This is a genomic window from Chryseobacterium lathyri, assembly GCF_019970085.1.
In the GTDB taxonomy this organism is placed as follows: Bacteria; Bacteroidota; Bacteroidia; order Flavobacteriales; family Weeksellaceae; genus Chryseobacterium; species Chryseobacterium lathyri.
Genome location: NZ_JAHXYG010000007.1, coordinates 1 through 20,906, shown reverse-complemented (window position 1 = coordinate 20,906; position 20,906 = coordinate 1). Strand labels below are relative to the sequence as shown.

Sequence of the window (20,906 nt, the reverse complement as noted above, 5' to 3'; positions counted from 1 at the left end):
CCGTTTTAGTTGCTAATGTTGTAAGAATCTAACAATTTTTGGTATTCAGGCATATCTCTTCTTCTGATGCTTTCGCTTTCTGCCAAAGCCTGAACCTGCATTACGCCTTCAATAATCTGCTCCGGTCTTGGAGGGCATCCCGGAACATAAACGTCAACCGGAATAATTTTATCAATTCCCTGTAAAACAGAGTAGGTGTCAAAAATACCACCGCTGGAAGCACAAGCTCCAACAGCAACCACCCATTTTGGCTCGGCCATCTGAGTGTACACTTCTTTTAGGACAGGTCCTAATTTTTTAGATATAGTCCCGCAAACCATTAGCATATCCGCCTGTCTTGGTGAGAAAGAGTTTCTTTCCATACCAAATCTTGAAGCGTCATACGTAGGGTTCAGGGTAGCCATAAACTCGATACCACAACAAGAGGTTGCAAATGGTAAAGGCCAAAGAGAGAATTTTCTGGCCATCCCGATTACACTGCTCAGTTTCGTTGCGAAAAACCCTTCTCCTTCAAATCCTTCGGGAGCAGGTGCATCTGTTCTTATTACTGGTTTGTTATCTGACATTTGATTGATTTAAGATTTAAATTTAGATTCTAAATTGGTGTTAATGTTAACTTAACTCTAATTTTCTGATCTAAAATTGTCATTTAAAATTTCTATTCTTTATTTATCCCAATCTAATGCGCCACGCTTCCATACATAGAAAAACGCCATGAAGAAAATTGCGACGAAGGTTAGGACAGCAAGGAATCCTTCCATTCCGAATTCTCTGAAGTTTACAGCATATGGATAAAAAAATACGATTTCAATATCGAATAGCACGAATAATACTGCTGTCAGGAAATATTTGATGGAAAACGGTGTTCTCGCATTTCCTTCTACAGGAACTCCACATTCCCAGCTTTGGTTTTTTACAGAATTTCCTTTTTTCTGTTTTGGTCCCAGAAAATGGGCTCCAAGCAAAGAAACGGCTACGAATGCGATAGCTACACCTGCTTGAATAAGGATTGGAATATAACTTTCAGGTAAATTCATTTTTGCATTATTATCTCAATTTGCAAATTTAGCGAATAAACAAGAAAGCATGAAATTAATAAGCTTAAAAGTGGGATTAAAATAGGGAAAAGTGGTAATTTAGAATCAATAAAAATAGTGCTTATTTCTTCATTTTTTTGAGGAGAGAGTAGGCCATGAACGATATGTATCCAAAAAGAATGCTGGCCAGTGTTATATTGACTACGGTATTCATTCGGTCATCTTCGATCCGAAAAAACAAGTTGTAAGCGATAAATGCTGCAATCAGAACAGCGAAAACAATGAGATGTGGTTTCATAGGATAAATTTACGGAAAGAATTCAGGTTTTTAAGGGAAGTTTTCTGAAGTGTAAAGTATGAGTTATCAGCTTTCGGTTTAAAATAAGTCACTAATAACTCATCATTTATCACTGATGATTAATTGCTAGTGAATAGGTTCTTCTTCTTTTGTGATTGACAGGATTGTAATCCTGCCAAAGCACCTGAACACTTTTATTTTCTTCCAGTTCAGGATTGGTTTCTGCAAAATCAATTCCCATACTGGTAAAACGTACAAAAATTTCTTTGAATATAATGGCTGTAACGCCTCTTCTCTGGTATTCGGGATGAATTCCGATCAGATAAAAGTTTGCACGGTCGTTTTTCTTTCCTGCCTGTAAAAAATGCCACCATCCGAAAGGAAACAGCTTTCCTTTAGATTTTTGTAGAGCTTTAGAATAAGAAGGCATTGTAATGGCAAATGACACGAGTTCGTTATTTTCATCCACTACACAGATCACATAGTTTTTGTCTATAAAAGGGAAGTATTTTTCCCTGTAAGTCTGTATCTGTTCGTCCGAAATAGGGGTATAGGTTGAAAGGTGCTTATAAGTTTCGTCAAGCAATTTAAACATAGGTTCTACAAACGGAAGAATCTCCTGTTTTGATTTGAAATTGAGAACTTTAAGTTTGTATTTCTGAGCAATCAGACCACTGAATTTTTCTACTTTTTCAGGTAAAACCTTTGGGAAATTCATTTCATACTCCACCCATTCTTTTTCTTTGGTCAATCCAAGATCTTCCATGTGTTTTGGGTAGTATTCATAATTATAGATTCCAATCATGGTGGCCAGCTTATCAAAACCCATGGTAAGCATGCCTGCTTTATCAAGATTGGTAAAGCCCATTGGGCCCTCAATTTTATCAATATTATTTTCCTTGGCGTAATCTATTGCTTTTTGGATCAGCGCCTGAGAAACTTCTTTATCATCAATAAAATCAATCCATCCGAAACGTACTTTTCTGATGCCTAATTCCTTTTCTTCCTTGTGATTGATGATCACGGCTATTCTTCCAACTACTTTATTGTCTTTCAGGGCAAGAAACTGCCTGGATTTTGAATAATTTAAAGCCGGATTTTCTTTTGCGTCCCAAATTTTAAATTCGTCTTTAATAAAGGAAGGAACATAATAGGGATTGTTTTTATAAAGATCCATTGGAAATCTTACGAATTTTTTTAATTCGTCTTGATTTTTCACTTCAATAACTGAAACTTTAGACATAGATAAAGGGATAATTAGAGAGCAAATATAGATAATAAAATGTAATACTTTGGCACAGTTTTTACATCATTATGTTTAAAATTAAACACAAAAAATCTATATAAAATGATGGGTTATTATATTATTATCGGTGTTTCAATGCTGATAAGCTGGTGGGTTTCGTCCAGATTAAAATCGAAATTTGAATACTATTCCAATGTACATCTTAGAAATGGGCTTTCAGGGAAAGAGATAGCAGAAAAAATGCTGAGAGATAATGGAATCACTGATGTACAGGTAATTTCTGTTCCCGGCCAGCTGACGGATCACTATAACCCGGCAGATAAAACAGTTAACCTTTCAGAAGGAGTCTATATGCAGAGAAATGCAGCTGCTGCGGCTGTGGCTGCGCATGAATGTGGGCATGCAGTGCAGCATGCTGTAGGATATTCGATGCTGAACCTGCGTTCAAAGCTGGTTCCTGTTGTGAATATAAGTTCTAATCTGATGCAGTTTGTCCTTATCGCAGGTATTGGGATTATGGCAGCAACAAGATCTATTGATGATCCCAACGGAAATACGACGGTTCTGGCGATAGGAGTGGCAATGTTTGCATTGACTACACTTTTTGCTTTTGTAACCCTTCCGGTGGAATATGATGCCAGTAACCGAGCAATGAAGTGGATTAAAGACACGGGAACGGTTACCCAGGAAGAATTTGTAGGAGTACAGGACAGTTTAAAATGGGCAGCAAGAACGTATGTTGTGGCAGCCCTTGGATCACTGGCTCAGCTTCTTTATTGGGGTTCATTACTCCTTGGTGGAAGAAGGAATTAATCTTTAAATTCAAATGAAACATACTGCATTTCGGATAATTTATCTGAAATGCTTTCTTTTTGGGCTAATTTTAAAGATGCAGTGAGGATGCAGTTTTCATTAGCATCAAAATTCAGAACCCTAGCATCAAATTTGGAAAGCAGGGTAAAAATAGTATTCTGCTGATTGAAGTTGAACTGGATTTCAATTTCTGTTTCAAGCTCTCTTGTGATGATATTGGCCTCTTCCAATGTGATCTTTGCACATTCTTTATAGGCTTTTACAAGCCCTGAAACCCCGAGTTTTGTTCCGCCATAATAACGGACTGATATAACCAGAACGTTGGTGATTTCGTGTGCTAAAAGCTGATTGTAGATAGGAAGACCTGCACTTCCTGATGGCTCACCGTCATCATTTGCCCGATAGTTTTCACCTTCCAGGCCCATTCTGAAAGCGTAACAGTGATGGGTAGCCTTAGGGTGTTCTGTCCGGATTTTTTCCAATGCTTCTTTCAGCTCCCTTTCATTATTGACCGGAAAGGCAAATCCAATGAATTTGCTTCCTTTTTCTTTTAATAAAGTATTTTCTATGGGTTTTTCTATGGTTTTATATTCGAACGTCATTATAGCCGGCTTTATCAATGCAAAAGTATAAATACAACATAAGTTACGCAATCATAAATAAAGAAGCCATCAATATTTGACAGCTTCCTAAATCTTTTAATGTGATATTGAATCCTCCCTATGATCCGCAATAATCTAAAGGAAGTAGACACATATAGCTTGTCGGCCCGCAATAATCCTGAGGACACTTGTCTCTGCATCTGGTAGATTCCCCGGTAGGTAAAGTACAGTCTACAAATACAAATGCACCACCGCTAATATTTTTTAAACCGGTTCTTGAAATTTTCTTTAAGTTTTTCATGATAATTTAGAGTTTAATTATTTAATTCACCGTTAAGTTACTTAATTAATTTCAACTGAAAATATAATTTTGCGGGAGTTTTATTATGTTAAATCAGTCTTTTGAAGATATTGTTGGTATCATGTACATAAATGACTTAAAAATATTTTAAATTATATGATGCTAATCTAAGTTATTGGGCTGATAAAATAAAATGATATTATCTCTAATGGTTTTACTCTCGTAAGGCCTCAAATCTAGTTTAGGTGCTTTAGTCCCATTCTCCAGTTTCAGGTTTTCGTTTTGAATTACAATAGCTTCATCCCAAAGTTCTTCATTGATGAATTGTAATAGGGTATAGCTGCCTCCTTCTATAATGATGGATTGTATCTGTTCCTTATAAAGTGCAGCCATCAGATCCTGCAGAAAATTCTCTTTTCCTACTTTGATAAATTTAATGTTGTTTTCAGTTCCTTCTTTTTTGCTGTTGATTACCAAAGTTGTTGCTTCATCATTATAGATTTTGAAATTTTCCGGTACTTTCATATCAAAATCAATGAGTATTCTTATAGGATTTATTCCTTCAGCATTTCTTACGGTCAGGCTTGGGTTGTCATTTAAAGCAGTTTGTGTTCCCACTAAAATAGCATGTTCGTCGGCTCTTAGTTGATGTACAAATTGATTGGCCAGAGAATTTGAAATGGCTGTTGGTTTAAAATCCTTATCTAAAAACCCGTCTCCTGATTCGGCCCATTTCAGGATAATGTAAGGTCTTTTCTTTTCATGATAGGTAAAAAATCTTTTATTCAGCTCGATACATTCTTTTTCCAGTATTCCTGAAACCGCTTCAATACCTGCATCCTGAATGATTTTTTTCCCTTTCCCGTTCACTTTGTCATGAGAATCCATGGCGCCAATGACAACTTTCCTGAAACCAAGTTCTTTAATTTTTAAAGCACATGGTGGCGTTTTACCGTAATGGGCGCAGGGCTCCAGTGAAACATAGATCGTAGATTCGGGTATAAGATCTTTATTTTCTACAGAATTGATCGCGTTAATCTCAGCGTGGTTTTCTCCGGCTTTATGATGGTATCCTTCCCCGATGATTTTCCCGTTATGGACAATCACGCTGCCTACAAGAGGGTTGGGGTAGGTTTTGCCCAGTGCTTTTTGAGCAAGTTCAATGCATCTTTTTATGTATAATTCGTCGTTGTTCATAAAGTAAAAAGAAAAAGCGAAGACAAATTTCTTTGCTTCGCCTTTTTTATATTGTTTAATAGATTAATCTCCGGCAATGATATTGTGAAGATTCTGTTTTAAGGTTTCCAGATGAGCCTTCTTCTCGTCGATTGTATTGAATGTATCTCTAAGAAGAGGATTTTCTCTTGACGGCTTGTTAAAGAATGCTAGATTATTTTCCAGTTTTACAATCTCACCCTCAAGGTCAGAAATTTGGCTCTTGATCTTTCTTGCCTTGTCTGTAAGCTGGTTTTCTGTTAAACCTTCTTCTTTCAGCTCAAGTTCGTTGATCTTATTTAGCTTCAGCTTTTCTCTTAACGTTCTGTTGAACTCGGTATTGATTGAGATTTTGTCTCTCGGTACTTTCCCGATGTTGTTCCAGGCGGTTTTTATTGCTTCTATTCTTTCAATACTGCCTTCGTCATTGGAAACGGTTTTCAGGTCCTCGAGAATTTCTTTTTTCTGTTTATAGTTCTCTTTCCAATTATCATTAGAAGCATTGTTTTTCTCTCTGTAATTATTGAAGAACGTATTACAGGCATCACGGAATTCGTCCCAGATTTTATTGGTCATGCTCTTTGGAACGTGTCCGATTTTTTTCCAGTCTTCCTGAAGCTTTTTGAACAGAGGAACGGCAATATCCCATTCTTCATTGTTCATATTGTCCTGTGCAGTCTGGATCAGTTTTAATTTCTCTTCCAGATTGGTTTGCTGGGAACCTTTGAGAGATTTATAATAATTATTTTTTGTTGTATTGAAAGCTCTGAGTGTTGTTTTGAAATCATTCCAGTTCTGGTTGGATAATTTTCTTGGAACACTTCCTGTTTTTAAGAATTCAGTACGAAGGTCTTCAACTCTTTTGATAGAATTCTGCCAGTAGCTGTGGTTAGGAGTTTCGGAAGGTTCAGATAACTTTTTGATCTCTTCGATGATCTGGTTTTTCTTTTCAAGATTATCATTCTGTTCGCCTTCAATAGCTGCAGAGAGCTCAGATTTTCTTTCGTGGATCTTGTTGGAGATTTCTTTGAACTCTTCCCATGTTTTTTCACGGAATTCTTCTGCTACAGGCTCAGCTTCTTCTTTCCAAAGCTTGTGAAGATACTGAAGCTCGTTCAGGGCTTTCTGAATTACAGGCTCACTTTCCAGTTCTTTAGCACGCGCAATGATATGCTGTCTTTTCTCTAAATTATGGCTGAATTCCTGCTCCAGAAATTCTTTATTCAGGTCCAGCATCTGATAAAACTGGTTCAGATGGTGGAAGTAATTATTATTAAGGATCTTGAATTCAGATTTTGCAACCTGGCCGGCTTTTGACCATTCTTCTTTGATTTCACGGATGGATTTGAAGAGATTGGTTCCCGGTTCAGAATTGGTATAAAGGTTTTTAAGTCTTTCTATGATATTCTGGCGGTGCTCAAGGTTTTTTTTCTGCTCTTCATCCTGAGATTTCTGGTAGCTGTCATGTTTTTCTCTGAAAATATTAACCAGAGCGGAGAATTTGGACTGTAAAGGATGCTCGTAGCTGAAGTTTTCAGGAGGATTCCCACCTTCTACATACTCATGCTTTTTGTCTTCCACTTCATCATGAATGTAATGACCTGCTTTTTCTTTTAACTGATTGAATCTTTTGAAATTCTCGCCTGCATTAGCCGAGTTGATGATGGTTTCCATTTCTTTTAAAGCATCGGCCAGGGAAATATCATCAGCATGATCCTCTTCCAGGTGTTCTGCGTCATCTTCATGAGCGCTTTCACCATGAGGTACAGGTGTTTCGGATGTTTCTTCTTGAGATACTTCGTTAGAATTTTTGTTTTCTTCGTTTTCAGAAAGATTGTTTTCTGTAATCATAGCAAATCTTTTATGTGAGTGGCGTTAATATCCTTTTGTATATAGCAGTAAAGCCAATTAAGGTACTAATTTAGTTTATTTTTTTTGAAAATTCCAAATTTCCCAAGCTTTTTCTGCTTGCTGCTCAAGCATATAATAACCATTCACTGTTTTGGCTCCTTTTTCGGAGGCTTTAATGATGAACTGGGTGTAATTCGGGTTGTAGATCAAGTCAATAATCAGGTGTTCCGGGGTGATTCCTTCAAAAGGGAATTCCAGGCAGTCTTCTACATTTGGGAATGTCCCTACAGGAGTACACTGGATGATGATCTTATGGTCGCGGACCGTCTCCCTGTCCAGATTCATGAAATTGATTTCGGAATTTCTGGAAATAGTAACGGATGGAATTCCATGCTTATCCATAATATATTTCACAGCTTTTGCAGCACCTCCGTTTCCCAGAATCAATGCTTTGTCCTGATGGGATTTTTTGTGGAGCAGAAGTGTTTTTTCAAAACCAAAAGCATCAGTATTGTAACCTGTTTTTTTACCATCTCTGATCAGAACACAATTGACGGCACCAATCTTTTCTGCTTCGTCGCTAAGTTCGTCAAGATAGTCAACGACCCTTTCTTTGTAAGGAATAGTAACATTGAATCCTAAAAGTTCAGGATCATTCAGAAGGGTTTCTACTTCATCAATTTCATTGAGGTCAAAAATATCGTAGGTAAAGTCTTTCAGCATCAGCTTCTGGAACTTGTCTTCAAAGAATTTTTTGGAAAAGGAATAGGAAATATTCTTTCCTATCAGCCCTAATTTTTTATTGGAATCCATGTATCAAAAATAAAAAAAAGACCGAATAAATCGGTCTTTATTATCAAATATTTTTACGGTTTAGTCTACCATGAATTTTGTGGAGAACCGGTCTGTTTTCAATATATAGTTTCCTTTAGTAAGTCCTTTAATATTGATCTTATTGGAGTTTTTGAAAGGATTTGCAATAACTTCTATCAGTTTTCCAGAAAGATCATAGATCTCAGCTTTTGAAATTTTGCTTAAGTTTTCACCTTTTACAAATAATTCATTGTTTTTTACCGGGTTAGGGTAGATGATGAATTCAGAATTGTCTTTTTTAATGTCAGAAGTTCCCAGTGAACCGAAACATGTCCATGTAAGGTCATCTATGGCAACTCTGTTTGAACCAGGGTTAGTGATCTTAATAATTGCATTTCCACTGATATTTGCGTTAACTGTTGTTGTAGTTACTGTTGTGCTGTATGGAACAGTTCCTATCACAGTCCCATTAACTTCAATATTTAAATTACCATTTGAACCCGTCGTGAATTTTCGTTGAGTGGTTATTGTTATAGACTGTACTCCTCCTGAAATTGTAGAACTTGTCAAATCTCCACCTTGAATAGTAATTGCTCTTCCGTTAATGGTCTGGTCTGTTCTTGCGAAGTTAGCTGTCCATGAAATATTATTGTTTGTCCATGTTCTTGTTGAATATTGGGAATCTGATGCCGGAATATTCTCAAAGTTTTCAGTTCCACAGCTTGTATTTCCGCCAGGCTGCCCTGCGAGAGTTGTTCCGTCTGCAGAATTACTTTGTGGAGAAGAGTTTCCTGAAGCGTCCTTAGCAATCACATAGAAAGTATAGGTAGTAGACGGAGATAGTCCCTGAACAGTAGCTGTAGTTCCTGCAACTGTAGTTTTCAGTATTCCGTTAGCATAAACATCATAAGCTGTAACACCAACATTATCTGTAGCAGCAGTCCAGCTTAAAGAAATCGTATTCGAAGTTGGGTTCTGGGTAATAAGATTGGTCGCAGCAGTTGGAGCCTGTGTGTCTATAACCGGTGTTCCCCAGATCTGCTCAGCATAAGAAGGATTGTCTATAAATGGATTTCTGTTTCCCTGATAAGTATAAGATGCATTATTTCTGGCAATTTCTTCAGATGAAACGGGATCCATTATATGCCATGCCAAAAGCTGATTCAGTTCCCATGTCTGAAGCCCAGGATAGGTAGATCCACCCAGCATATTTCCGGTACTGAAACCTGGAAGTTCAGCTTCATATCTCGTTACAAAATAGAAGATCATTCTGGCTACGTCACCTTTAAAAGCATCGATAGGCTCAAATACAGTTCCCCCATATCCCGGTGATATTGAATTTCCAAGTTTAGATCCGTTATATGATGTATAAGAGGCAGTCTGTACTTTACCAAAAGGGTAGTTTGATCTCATACCATTCACTTTTCCATCGGTGGCACGGATGAAATGGATATCTGCTACCATTGGACTGGCTGAACTGAATAGGCTTTGAGGTACAATGTGCTCTCTGTTGTAGCAGTCACCTTCACCGTTATAACCACTGCCGCCACATTGGTTTGTACCTAAAGTATATGCGTAAAAATCCGGTCCGTTCGGGTTTTCGGAATAAATATCCAAAATCGTTCCGTCATTTTCGTAAAAAAAGTCGCGGTCAGTAGTTGCATAGGCTGTCCACAGGCCGCCGTAGCCATGGTCCTGATGTCCTTGTTTAATTATATTTTTAAGAGCCGTTTTAAGTGGGGCACCTGTATAGCCTGCAGCATTATCATAATAACCGGCAGGAGCCTGAGCTGAAGCGAAAATAAATACAGCACTCAGCAGAAAAAAAGATAAAATTCGTTTCATTTAAAAAAAATTGGGCCGTAAAGGTACAAAAAATTGAAAATGAAGCTGATTTTATTTCAAATCGGATATATTAACTTTTAGTAATATAGTCTTTGCTGATTTTGGAAAAAAACCAGGAAATAATGATCCCAAACAAGGAGGCAGTGAAAGCCACGATAAGATAATTTTTTCCAACAATTTTTACAGGGAAAGGGAGCATTTCATTAGCTCTGAAGAATTCCGTATAAAGTTGAAAATAGCAGAGTAGGGTTCCTGCGATCAGGCCAGAGATTACTCCGGAAATCACGATAAGAAGCCCGGTATAGAAATAGGTCATTCTTAAATGGCTGATCGGAAAGCCCAGTGAAATAAGGGATCTGGACTGTTCTCTTTTATCAAGCTGAAGAATGATAATAGCTCCGGCCAGATTGAAGGTCGTAATGAAAATCACCAGGGCAAAGATGAGATAGATGAACATCTTTTCCGTATTGATCATCTTCCAGAACGCTGCATTTTCTTCTTCCTTGGTTTTTATTTCAATATTTTTTCCCAATGAAGTAAGAAGGCTCTGTTTTACGGCATCAGCATTTTCCGGATTTTTTAATTTGATGACAATCTGGTACGCTGATTTTTTTGGCAGGCTGAGTAATTCCTCTGTAAGCTCTATTGGGGCAATGATATAACTGTCCAGCTGTTCTTTTCCCGGGAAAACTCCTGTTACCAGAAAATCTCTTTTATTATAGATGTCTTCCTCTTTGTTAATGATACCGGTTCCCGGCTTGGGCATAAAGATAGTAGCGTAATTGCTTGTAGAATCTATAGGAATTGAAAGCCTGTTGTGCAGGTTTGTTTCCATTAACACTTCATTGGAGTACTGGAAACTTGGATAAGTGCCATAGAATACATCTTTATCAATGGGATTGACTTTTATATAAGCGGAATCAACTCCTCTTAAATAGGCAATATCACCTTTACCTTTATAATTGACATATACTTTTTCCTCAATGACGCGGGAAAAACTACTGATTGCCTTATTGTTTTTTAAAACTGTAGTGACCTGATCCAGATCTTTCACTGTTTTTCCTGAAATACTTTTCAGGGTGAGATCAGCATGAAGATTGGAAATAAGGTCTTTGTTCAGGGTCTCAAGGCCTGAAAACACTGAAATGATTACAAACATTGCAGTCACAGCAACCGTCATGGCCCCTACCGAAAGCCACGTTATGAACGTCACGGCAGTGCTTCCCTTTTTAGCCAAAAGGTATCTGGATGCTATGTAAAATGCAATATTTTTCAAGATTTATAAAACCGGATTGTCACCTTCGCCTCTTAATTCTCTTTCCAATTTTTCAACATCATCAAGAGCGGTGTCCAGATAAAAGTTAAGCTGCGGAATTATACGTACCTGTTTTGCCATTTTCTGGCCAATAAAATTTCTGTACTGAGGTTTGTTTTCTTCAATTTCCTTCATCACCGCGGAACGGAATTCCTGCGGGAAAATACTTAAATAAATTTTGGCAATACCCAGATCTGCCGATACTTTTACATCTGAAACGGATACCAATATGCTCTGCTTGCTTTCTGAAGCCTGTTTGCGGAAAAGCTCTGCGAAGTCTTCCTGGATGATCTGTGCTACTTTTCTTTGTCTGTTACTTTCCATAAGTTATGCAAATTTAGTACTTTTGTTTGAATTGATACCTTTGAAATTCAGCTCCGGTATCAAATTTACGATTTAATTATATTTATTAGTATTTATGAAGCTAGAACATATTGGTATTGCCGTAAAATCTTTAGGAATTTCTGATGACCTTTTTACCAAACTGTTAGGAAAAGAATCTTATAAAAAAGAAAGTGTAGAAAGGGAAGGGGTTGTCACTTCTTTTTACGGAGCGGGAGGAAGTAAAATAGAGTTGTTAGAAGCCAGTAATCCGGAAAGCCCGATCTCGAAGTTTATTGATAAAAAAGGTGAAGGTATCCATCATTTGGCATTTGGTGTAGAAAATATCCTTGAAGAGATTGAAAGATTAAAAAAAGAAGGATTTCAGTTTATCTCCGAAGAACCTAAAGAAGGTGCTGATAACAAATTAGTTGTCTTCCTGCACCCAAAATCCACGAACGGAGTGTTGGTAGAACTTTGTCAAGAAAAGCAATAAAAAGTTTTGTAGTGAAAGAAATTTTGCTATTTTTGCAATCACAAAATTTAACCAAGTTTTGAGGTCCTATAGCTCAGTTGGTTAGAGCACCTGACTCATAATCAGGTGGTCCCTGGTTCGAGCCCAGGTGGGACCACAACAAAAAGTCGTAATGCTTTATCTAATAAAGTTTTACGGCTTTTAATTTTAAATTCTTCCCAACATTTTCCCAACAACAAAGATTAACTTAGATTTAATTAAGATTATTTCAATCCTTATAACAAACATTTCTGAACAAAATAAATTTTTACTTTCACTAGAGTGGAGAACTAAAAAAACTTCCAATAAGATGTAGTTTTGATTTATTTAGGTGTAAAGCTTGTCATTTCACCTGATGAGGCATTGTAAGTAATGATCAAATGTCTACAATCATCCTTAATGAAATAATAATTTGATGTTTTGAATATTAAATATTTACAACTGTCATTTTCTCTCAGGATAGGAACTTCAGAATGGCTTTTTAGGACAATGTTTGTTTTTAATTTTGCTTTGGTTGCATGTTTTGCTTCAATTTTTGCAACACTAAAAACGAATAAAAATAGTACAGATAATAACATACAAATTCCCAAGCTGGGATATTCATATAAATAAACATATCCAGAGCCCGCTGCCATAACCAAAAAAAGAATTATAAATATGTATGCAAATTCATAGACTTGTAAAAAAACCAGTATCACTCCTAAAAAGATAAGCATTACTAAAGCAATGGACAAGTTTGAAAACTTGCTCTTAGCCTTCGAGTTCCTCTTCTTAGTCCCTGTTAATTTGGGATGTAAGATGATTAAAAATGGAGATATAACAATACTAATAAAAACTATGAGCATCAGTTTTTCATATAGAACAGCAAGTGAATCCTTTAAATCAAAATATAAAAAGTATCGGATATTGTAAAAATCAAAAAAAGCCCATAGATAAAATAATCCTAATGTATAGATTACTCCTGTTGTAATAAGTATTGCGAATGGGGGATTATTAACAGGTTTATAAGGCTTATTTAGCATTACTGAAGTATTTCTAAGCCATTGATTTATTTTTTCTTTATTAACTCTAATGCTCATTCTAATAATGGTTCATTGTTTATTATTTGATAATAAAGGCCACTGTGACCTTACTAATTTATTCAATCTTATTTAATTCTTCATTTAGGTCTCTGCTAAATTCTTCGAGATTCACTACAAATCCAGATGTTCCATTTACTGGAAATACATTTATTAAATAATTTTCAGAATTAATAACATCAAATATATTATCTCTCAAATCATCTAAAGTCAATTTAAGGGGAGTACAATCCTCCCAATCTTCTTGCAGATCTAAAGAAACAAATTCTTCGGCGGGCCAAAAGGTTATGAGACTAAACTCATCAACTTCTGAGATGGCATAATCACCATCCTCGTCAACAATTGTCCAAAGCTGTTCAAAATCAGCGACTTTCTTAATAAAGTATTCATACCTTTTAAAAGGTTCTAATTTCAAGACATTTTCAATTTCTTTACTATTCATATTCTCTATTTTCGAGCCTTACATATTTCTGAGGTGAATTTTTCATTTTCAAAGTTTGTCTCAATAACTGCACAATCTCCTTTTAAAGCTATAATACTACATCTGTAACCACCTCTTGCATTTACATATAAATCAAATTCATCGCTACTTTTAGAAATCACAGGAATTAAATTATACTCACAATCATTTATCCATACCATTTTATAAAATTTATCTCTTGTTATTTTCTCATTAGTTGCAATATCAAAAATTTGCTCTATTTGAAAAGCTCCTGTTCTCTCAATAATATATTTTTTTTTGTTTTTTTATTGAGAATTTCAAACTTTCCTTTTTTAAAATCCTTACAAGATAGAATGTCACTCGTTGTCAAGTTTAGAAAAAAGAAAAAGTGAAAAAGTATTATAATGGCTTTCATAATTTGAAGTAATTCTCTAGATTATATTTAAGAAGTCAAAATTTCTACTAAATCTTCATCTTCAATTTGCTTCGCAAAATCCAAAGGCGATCTATTACTGTTATTTTTTGAATTTGGATCTGCCCCATGTTGTTTTAAAATCTTTACAACATCATAAAATCTTTTAGCATTGAAAACAGCAACCCATAATGGATTATTACCATGAATATCCTTTACATCTTTTTCAATATTATCCTTTTCAAGTAACAATTTCGTAATTTCATAATTATTGAATGCTGTGCTATAATGCAAAGGAACCTTACCATCTTTATCAGATTTATTTACGTCTATATTGCATTCTATTAAATATTCTGTTATTTGCAAAGAACCTCTGGATATAGTTTCATGAAGAAGATTCTGTTGATATTCATTCACAAATTGATTTACGTTACTAGCATTAACATTTAATTTAAGCTCTTCCAATTGATTAGATCTCACTAAGTGAAAAACATCATCTATGTTGTTTGTTTTCATATTTTCTACTTCTATTTCTAGTATCAATATTAAAGAGTTTTATATTTTCAGCCGTTTCAATAAATTATGAAACGACTGAAAATCATTAATAATTAGAAAATATAACTCCACTAGAATATTAATAATCTATATTCTATTTCACTTAATAATATATATGTGGGGTATTTGATAATACTAGACTAATACTATCATTCTTTTTACTAATATAGAGATATTTATAATTTGCAATATCTTTCCTTTTAAAAAGAATTTTCTGATCTCCTATATTGGCAGTTAATTTTTCACAGTTTGATTTTTGTAAGTAATAATCTGCTAAATTAATTGTATTATCTGTTGTTATACTTTTATTAAACACTTCTTTAGAATCGCATTGCAGAGAAACTTTTTCATTATCAAAATTATTTTCAAAAAAGACATTGATAAAATTTCCCTTTATATCTATCTTTTTTTGTAATTCTGTCAAATTAGGTTTTGCATTTTCTTTGCTTAAAGTATAATTATGCCTTTGTTGACATTGGCAAAAAAATGATACGATTAAAAATAAAATAACTTTTTTCATATTTAGTCTTATCTTGTTAAAATATGGATTAATTTATTTTATTAATCAGTTTTGAAAATCAATTAATTCATTGGAAAATCTAACTATCCATTTTTTATTGTAATAATATAGGTAAATAATTCTATATTTTGTATTAATTGGTACCTCAAAGCATGTTTTAGTGCGTTCTGAATAACCTTTTATTACATAATTATTTTGCTCCGAGGATAATTTATAAGTAAAAACAGAAGAATAGGTGTCAAACTTTGTAGTATCAGTAACGACCCCTTTATTAAATACCTCTTTCTGATTAATATTTATTTTTATGTGATCATTAAATTCATCTAAAAAATAAATAGTTAAATAGTTTTTTGATTTTTCCTTTTCTGAAAGTGTATGTTTCCCATTCTTGTCATATTGAACTTCTAAAATATTCCCACAATCACTTTTGATTTCTATTGATTTGCTTTTACATCCAGTAAAAAACATTAATACTATTAAATAATATATAAGATTTTTCATAAAATTATTTTTTAGGCTGTTGGGATTCTATTACTTCATTTATTTTTTTAAATTGTCTAGGAGTTAAGCTTCTTCCTTTACTTTGTCTATAATCATGATTAGTATTTTCGCATGAATTCATAAGCTTACTGAAGATTACATTATCTATTTCAGACAGAAAAATTATAGAATTAAAAAAATTAGCGTATTAATTAATACGCTAATTTCATAATGTTATTTTTTAATTGAATCAAATTGTTCTTTAGATATAATTCTCTTTTCTAGCATTTATTTAGCCAGCTTTCAGCTTTTATCTTTGAGGATTTATCCAGTGATGAAATATCTATTGAAGAATACTTGCTAAAATCAACTTTAATATCATATTTTTCACAAAGGGCTTCAAAATAATCTAAATATGCATTTTCACTATTAAATTTCTCAGTCATTATTTTTGAATAATACATTAATGTGTCTGTTCTATCCCCTTTATTAGAGTCTTTTAAAAAGTAAAAAAGTTTACTATAGGCCAATGTATCTCCTTTGGTTTTCATATTATAATTATATTACGTTTAATATACCAATTTATTCTCCATGCGTATATTTAATAACTTTTTTAGTTTTTACATTTATTTCAGCATAAGCAACACCACCTATTACATCTTCTGGATAACTCCCACGTACAGTATAAATACTATCATTTTTCTGTTTTACAATAAATGGTTTTTGTTTACTAATTGTAGATTTACCATAAATTTCATTCCATTTTCTTTCAGCAAGAATCAATGCAATTTCTTTATCAGATCCAACAATTTCACTTTTATTTATTACTCCATTTTTACAGCAAGAAAATAAAATAAATAATAAAATATAATTTTTCATAACTATTCGTTTTTTGGTTTAATTTTATTTTTTAATGGGTTTTCTTTTTTTTAGCGTCATCTAATGCTTTTAAAGCACCATCTAGCTTAGGTTTTGAGCGGTTAGGAGAACTCTTAGGTTTTATTAAATGATCACCTTCAGAAGGACTAGGATTTTTTACTGGATCAATTTTATTTTGTCTTTCTGAAGAGCTAGGATCACTCGGCATATTTTTTCTTAAATTTTTTTCTGTACCTGAACTTTGATCAAAATATTTTAATAATCCTCCAGGTGTAACAAGGAATGCATCTAACTTTATTTTATTTGCATAACCAATATCTCCTCCTGGTTCACCTACTTCCCCAGAGAAATTTTCATCATCATATTCTTTATCATCATTTCCGTGGGAATGAATATAAGCACTGGCAGTAGCTCCTTCTGGTAGCCGGGTATTAATTTTATCCTTTGAAATACCGTGTTCATTTCCCTTTATCGGAGTATTATAAGCATAATATTTTTTTCCATCTACAAATTTAGAATAAATAAATGCCATATACTCTCGCTTATTGAGAATTGACTTTCCATTATATTGTTGTCCAAAATTTGCTCCAGCATCATCTCTATTATTAAATAAAACATGTGGTTCTAAACCTTCAAGCTCTCTCGCATCAACAACCCTATTTCCACTAAATGCATAGGTAGACCATGTGTTATAATCTTCCGCTAAAGGATCAACATTAAAGAACCTTCCTAGCTCAGGATGCTGTTCCTCCACTTATAAGGAACTTCATCATATTCAAATTTTAAAAAATTAGCGCATTTACTTAATACGCTAATTTTATAAATATTATTAATTAAAAATATTATAATTACTTTCCGTGAGTGTATTTAACTACTTTCTTTGCCTTTACATTTACTTCTGCGTAGGCAACACCCCCTAATCTGTTTTTGGGCAAAGTTCCTTGAACAATCCAAACACTATCATTTTTCTTTTCTGCAATGAATGGCTTTTGCTCATTTACCGATTTGCCATAAATCTCAATCCATTTTTCTTCTGCTAGAGAAATTGCTACACTCGAGTCTGAGTTAATATCTTCATTCTTGCTTAATTTTCCGTTCTGACAACAAATAAGTAAAGTTGTAAGTATTATAAAAAAAAATTGTCTCATAATTAATTAATTTTTGGGGTTCCTGATCTATTTATTAATGGTGTTTGCTCTCTTTTTTTATCCTCTATTGATTTTAATCCTCCATCTAATTTGGATTTGGATTTGTCAGTTGAAGTATCTGAGTCCGGAAATATTTTAATAGGTTTAGGTTTATAATCACCAGTTGAAGGGTTTGGGTTTTCTACTGGCGGTTTTTTATTTTTTCTAGTTGGGTCATTAGGGTCGCTTGGTAATTTAGCATTAACTGTTTTTTCAGTATTTGAGCTTACATCATAATATTTTAGTGAGCCATTTGGTGTAGAAACAAAAATATCCAAATCATAATATTCTGCATATCCTTTATCGCCCTGTAAACCAGAAAAATTATTATTATCATAATTAGCTTCATATCCTCCATGGGAGTGTATAATTCCTCCGGCTCTAGTACCTTTTGGTAATTTGTGATTAGGTGTAGCTCCAGCATTACCCCCTTTTACCGGTTTGTTATATGCATAATAAGTTTTTCCATCAGATTCTTTCACAGAATAAATAATTGCGGCATATTCTCTATATTGCTTAATTGATTTACCATTATATTGTTGTCCAAAGTTTATAGCAGCATTCTCTCTAGTATTAAATAAAACATGGGGCTCTAAACCTTCAAGCTCTCTCGCATCAACAACTCTGTTCCCACTAAATGCATAGGTAGACCATGTATTATAATCTTCCGCTAACGGATCTACATTAAAGAATCTTTCTTCCCAGTTCCGGTATACCATTTCTCCATTTATAAGAACTCCATCCTGTTTCCGTTTACTTTTCCTGCCTGAAAACCATAAGTATAACTTGGAAGCTGCTGTTGATGCTGTTATAGTCTTCATACTCCCAATTGATAATAATTTTCTCTGTCTAGTACAAGTTCATTGTTGCTTTTGCAAAGAAGGCAGCCCATTATTTTTCGAGGGTATAGAAGGTGTATTTTTAAACTATAAACCACTGTTTTTTTACAGTGGTTTATTTGATTAATTATGGTGAAATTTATTCATGAATTATCTATAGCTCTATAAAAATATATTTCATATAGGTATATCAAAATGATAAGCATATTAATTATAAAAAATATCCAATTAAAAGGTTTTCTTATTTTTTTAATGAATATCGAACTAAATAATGATAATAAAACACCAATTACTAAGAGTACAATCATACTACTTAGACTCCTAAAAATTCCAAAATCATAATTGGAGCAAATTAGTATCAATAAAAAATAGATATAATTTATTGATACAATAATTATTACTTTCTTTTTATCTTTCATCTTATTTCTTTTTATCTTCTTTATTTAATTCATTTACTACTGCATTATATGCATTATATCGATATTTATTATCAATTTGAGTGTGAGCAGAGCTGACTGGCACATTCAATACTTTAGTTTTAGAAGGATCTTTAGCTTCTATATCCTCTCCACCTATACCACTGTGCATAAATCCATCATTTTTATTATAATAATTTACAGCAGTCTTAACATTTGAAGGAATAATATCGTCATCAGTTCCAGACAAGGGATCATCAGCAATATCTAATGTAAATAATAAATCAACTTTAACTTCGGAATGCTCATTAACCAACTCGATTAAATTATCTGCTCCCATACTATGTCCTACCATAATTAATTTGCCATTTGGGCTCTGTTTTCTAAAGCTTTGAACAGATGCTAATATATCATTTTTCGTTACATCTCCCTTTCCTGAGGCAAATACTCCAACTTGATTTTTTGAGCTGTTTAAATTATTTATCATACCTATACCTTCATAATCTATACCTCCGTCTTTATTATATTTAGCATAGTTTTGAGCTTGTGTATTGCCTGAAAGTGGCGTTCCAACATAACCTTGATTGACAATAATTAAATTTTGGGTTGTCTTTTTTATTTCTAAAGGCTCTAAACCTTCAAGCTCTCTCGCATCAACAACTCTGTTCCCACTAAATGCATAGGTAGACCATGTATTATAATCTTCCGCTAAAGGATCTACATTAAAAAACCTTCCGAGTTCCGGTATCCCATTTCTCCATTTATAAGAACTCCATCCTGTTTCCGTTTGCTTTTCCTGCCCCTGGAAACCATATGTATAACTTGGTAGCTGAGTATTGGCCCCCTGAAAACCTTCATACTCCATTCCCAACTGATAATAATTGGTTTCCCGGTCTATTACCGCTACATTGTTGCTTCCTCTGTAATAGGCAAGCCTGATGTTTCCTAAATGATCTTCGTAGTTATAAACATATCTTTTTTTCTGAAAATCATAATATCCTTCGGCTGTCGGGAAAAACTGAAGATATGGAGTTATATTTCCGCCTTCCTGCTCATACTGGAACCCGTCAAGATATTCGGTGTTCTTTGTGAGCGTTAGCCCGCTTTTGGAAGCAAAATACGTATATGCTTTCTTTAGCTTAATTCCATCCGCTCTGTATAAAAACTGTAGCTTGTTATTATCCTGGGCAAAGTTTACCTCCTTAGGCAAATTTAAAAAATTATATGAGATACTGTTTATACCTTTATCCAAATGATCGGTCATATTACCATTTACATCATAACCAATGCTATTTCCGCCCGATGGATAGCCTGATGGATTGCTATTGTTGTCAACCACCTTTTTCAGCCTGTTCCCTTCATACACCTCATATTTCAGATCATCTATCAATATAGGGGTGTTGTTGAGAGCCTGGTATCTTTTTAAGGTTTGGATATTTCCATTCAGGTCATAGGTAAGCTTTTCGGTATATCCGTCATTCACCGGAGCTGTAGCATTAGGCTCACGGTAAGAGGCATCTTTCAGCCTTTCTAGCTTATCGTATGTATAGGCATATCTTCTCAGAAAGTTTCCGTTGGCTGTTCTCCAGTCAAATTCCGAGATATTGCCATTATATTTTGCGGGAGCAGCAGAAACATCAACAGGACTTTCATATTTAAGCTCATATCCGAAAAGCTTTCCATTAAGATCCGCAGGATTATTAACTTTCGTAGCCCAGCCCCGGATGTTGTAGGTATAGTCTATGGACTGCAATGGAACCCCTGAGGTATTTCCGGTCTTCTTATTAATGAGCTGCCCGATTTCATTGTAGGTATTTTCAGCCAGTAATTCCTCCGTATTTGTGTCTACCTGATGATATTGCTTCAGCAGTCTGTTCTGGTTATCATAGACAAACCTTTCTTTTACCTTAACTTCTGCATCAGTAG

At 34.3% G+C, this 20,906-nt stretch carries 26 protein-coding genes and 1 tRNA gene; 3 read left to right on the top strand and 24 right to left on the bottom strand.

Annotation, left to right across the window (positions count from 1 at the left end; translation table 11 throughout):
- Positions 1–5 precede the first annotated feature (5 nt).
- The 4 genes from LC418_RS20265 to LC418_RS20250 form a co-directional block, all read right to left on the bottom strand.
- Positions 6–566, bottom strand: a complete 561-nt coding sequence (locus LC418_RS20265; RefSeq protein ID WP_047397471.1) for an NADH-quinone oxidoreductase subunit B — start codon at positions 564–566, stop codon at positions 6–8.
- Between the two features lie 99 nt (positions 567–665).
- Positions 666–1,037: an NADH-quinone oxidoreductase subunit A gene (locus LC418_RS20260; protein ID WP_048502955.1), complete on the bottom strand. Its 372-nt coding sequence runs from the start codon at positions 1,035–1,037 to the stop codon at positions 666–668.
- Positions 1,038–1,158: 121 nt separating this feature from the next.
- Complete coding sequence (locus LC418_RS20255) at positions 1,159–1,335, bottom strand: hypothetical protein (RefSeq protein ID WP_167409447.1); 177 nt, start codon at positions 1,333–1,335, stop codon at positions 1,159–1,161.
- A gap of 109 nt (positions 1,336–1,444) precedes the next feature.
- The gene (locus tag LC418_RS20250; RefSeq protein ID WP_111960067.1) at positions 1,445–2,578 is read right to left on the bottom strand and encodes a GNAT family N-acetyltransferase; all 1,134 of its coding nucleotides are present in this window, start codon (positions 2,576–2,578) and stop codon (positions 1,445–1,447) included.
- A gap of 108 nt (positions 2,579–2,686) precedes the next feature.
- Here LC418_RS20250 and LC418_RS20245 point away from each other — a divergent pair, with 108 nt between their 5' ends.
- The gene (locus LC418_RS20245; RefSeq protein ID WP_111960219.1) at positions 2,687–3,394 is read left to right on the top strand and encodes a zinc metallopeptidase; all 708 of its coding nucleotides are present in this window, start codon (positions 2,687–2,689) and stop codon (positions 3,392–3,394) included.
- Here LC418_RS20245 and LC418_RS20240 read toward each other — a convergent pair.
- The 8 genes from LC418_RS20240 to rbfA all read right to left on the bottom strand — a co-directional run bounded on the left by LC418_RS20240 (position 3,391) and on the right by rbfA (position 11,660).
- A complete protein-coding gene (locus LC418_RS20240; RefSeq protein ID WP_223560453.1) occupies positions 3,391–3,996 on the bottom strand; it encodes an IMPACT family protein in 606 nt (201 codons plus the stop codon). The two genes, LC418_RS20245 and LC418_RS20240, sit on opposite strands and share 4 nt — an antisense overlap.
- A 118-nt stretch (positions 3,997–4,114) precedes the next feature.
- Positions 4,115–4,297, bottom strand: a complete 183-nt coding sequence (locus LC418_RS20235; protein ID WP_223560452.1) for a bacteriocin-like protein — start codon at positions 4,295–4,297, stop codon at positions 4,115–4,117.
- A gap of 162 nt (positions 4,298–4,459) precedes the next feature.
- Positions 4,460–5,494, bottom strand: coding sequence for a bifunctional diaminohydroxyphosphoribosylaminopyrimidine deaminase/5-amino-6-(5-phosphoribosylamino)uracil reductase RibD (gene ribD, locus LC418_RS20230; RefSeq protein WP_223560451.1), 1,035 nt, complete (start codon positions 5,492–5,494; stop codon positions 4,460–4,462).
- A gap of 63 nt (positions 5,495–5,557) precedes the next feature.
- On the bottom strand, positions 5,558–7,363 hold the full coding sequence (locus tag LC418_RS20225; RefSeq protein ID WP_223560450.1) for a DUF349 domain-containing protein: 1,806 nt from the start codon (positions 7,361–7,363) through the stop codon (positions 5,558–5,560).
- A gap of 75 nt (positions 7,364–7,438) precedes the next feature.
- Positions 7,439–8,176, bottom strand: coding sequence for a shikimate dehydrogenase family protein (locus LC418_RS20220; RefSeq protein WP_223560449.1), 738 nt, complete (start codon positions 8,174–8,176; stop codon positions 7,439–7,441).
- Between the two features lie 60 nt (positions 8,177–8,236).
- Entirely contained in the window at positions 8,237–10,021 is a 1,785-nt protein-coding gene (locus LC418_RS20215; RefSeq protein ID WP_223560448.1) for an endonuclease, read from the bottom strand.
- Between the two features lie 70 nt (positions 10,022–10,091).
- Entirely contained in the window at positions 10,092–11,297 is a 1,206-nt protein-coding gene (locus tag LC418_RS20210; RefSeq protein ID WP_223560447.1) for an ABC transporter permease, read from the bottom strand.
- A gap of 3 nt (positions 11,298–11,300) precedes the next feature.
- Positions 11,301–11,660 (bottom strand): 30S ribosome-binding factor RbfA, encoded by a 360-nt coding sequence (gene rbfA, locus LC418_RS20205; RefSeq protein WP_111960081.1) that lies wholly within the window; start codon positions 11,658–11,660, stop codon positions 11,301–11,303.
- Between the two features lie 94 nt (positions 11,661–11,754).
- Here rbfA and mce point away from each other — a divergent pair, with 94 nt between their 5' ends.
- Both mce and LC418_RS20195 read left to right on the top strand, forming a co-directional pair.
- The gene (mce, locus tag LC418_RS20200; RefSeq protein ID WP_111960083.1) at positions 11,755–12,153 is read left to right on the top strand and encodes a methylmalonyl-CoA epimerase; all 399 of its coding nucleotides are present in this window, start codon (positions 11,755–11,757) and stop codon (positions 12,151–12,153) included.
- Positions 12,154–12,215: 62 nt separating this feature from the next.
- Positions 12,216–12,289, top strand: a tRNA-Ile gene (locus LC418_RS20195).
- A 205-nt stretch (positions 12,290–12,494) separates the two neighbouring features.
- On the opposite strand, the gene LC418_RS20190 is transcribed toward LC418_RS20195, so the two are convergent.
- From LC418_RS20190 to LC418_RS20135, 12 genes are all read right to left on the bottom strand, one after another.
- Positions 12,495–13,250, bottom strand: a complete 756-nt coding sequence (locus LC418_RS20190; RefSeq protein WP_223560446.1) for an MFS transporter — start codon at positions 13,248–13,250, stop codon at positions 12,495–12,497.
- Positions 13,251–13,308: 58 nt separating this feature from the next.
- Positions 13,309–13,692 (bottom strand): DUF2750 domain-containing protein, encoded by a 384-nt coding sequence (locus LC418_RS20185; RefSeq protein WP_223560445.1) that lies wholly within the window; start codon positions 13,690–13,692, stop codon positions 13,309–13,311.
- A 5-nt stretch (positions 13,693–13,697) separates the two neighbouring features.
- Complete coding sequence (locus LC418_RS20180) at positions 13,698–13,892, bottom strand: hypothetical protein (RefSeq protein ID WP_223560444.1); 195 nt, start codon at positions 13,890–13,892, stop codon at positions 13,698–13,700.
- Positions 13,893–14,134: 242 nt separating this feature from the next.
- Positions 14,135–14,620, bottom strand: coding sequence for an ankyrin repeat domain-containing protein (locus LC418_RS20175; protein ID WP_223560443.1), 486 nt, complete (start codon positions 14,618–14,620; stop codon positions 14,135–14,137).
- Positions 14,621–14,762: 142 nt separating this feature from the next.
- Positions 14,763–15,179: a hypothetical protein gene (locus tag LC418_RS20170; RefSeq protein ID WP_223560442.1), complete on the bottom strand. Its 417-nt coding sequence runs from the start codon at positions 15,177–15,179 to the stop codon at positions 14,763–14,765.
- A gap of 45 nt (positions 15,180–15,224) precedes the next feature.
- Positions 15,225–15,680: a hypothetical protein gene (locus LC418_RS20165; RefSeq protein ID WP_223560441.1), complete on the bottom strand. Its 456-nt coding sequence runs from the start codon at positions 15,678–15,680 to the stop codon at positions 15,225–15,227.
- Between the two features lie 260 nt (positions 15,681–15,940).
- Positions 15,941–16,210: a hypothetical protein gene (locus LC418_RS20160; RefSeq protein WP_223560440.1), complete on the bottom strand. Its 270-nt coding sequence runs from the start codon at positions 16,208–16,210 to the stop codon at positions 15,941–15,943.
- 31 nt (positions 16,211–16,241) lie between these two features.
- Entirely contained in the window at positions 16,242–16,538 is a 297-nt protein-coding gene (locus tag LC418_RS20155; protein WP_223560439.1) for an NTF2 fold immunity protein, read from the bottom strand.
- A gap of 31 nt (positions 16,539–16,569) precedes the next feature.
- The gene (locus tag LC418_RS20150; RefSeq protein ID WP_223560438.1) at positions 16,570–17,292 is read right to left on the bottom strand and encodes a DUF4329 domain-containing protein; all 723 of its coding nucleotides are present in this window, start codon (positions 17,290–17,292) and stop codon (positions 16,570–16,572) included.
- 94 nt (positions 17,293–17,386) lie between these two features.
- On the bottom strand, positions 17,387–17,686 hold the full coding sequence (locus tag LC418_RS20145) for an NTF2 fold immunity protein (protein WP_073334663.1): 300 nt from the start codon (positions 17,684–17,686) through the stop codon (positions 17,387–17,389).
- 2 nt (positions 17,687–17,688) lie between these two features.
- Positions 17,689–18,546, bottom strand: a complete 858-nt coding sequence (locus tag LC418_RS20140) for a DUF4329 domain-containing protein (RefSeq protein WP_223560437.1) — start codon at positions 18,544–18,546, stop codon at positions 17,689–17,691.
- Between the two features lie 438 nt (positions 18,547–18,984).
- Positions 18,985–20,906, bottom strand: a 1,922-nt coding sequence (locus tag LC418_RS20135; RefSeq protein WP_276530520.1) for an RHS repeat domain-containing protein, incomplete at its 5' end; no start/stop codon positions are given.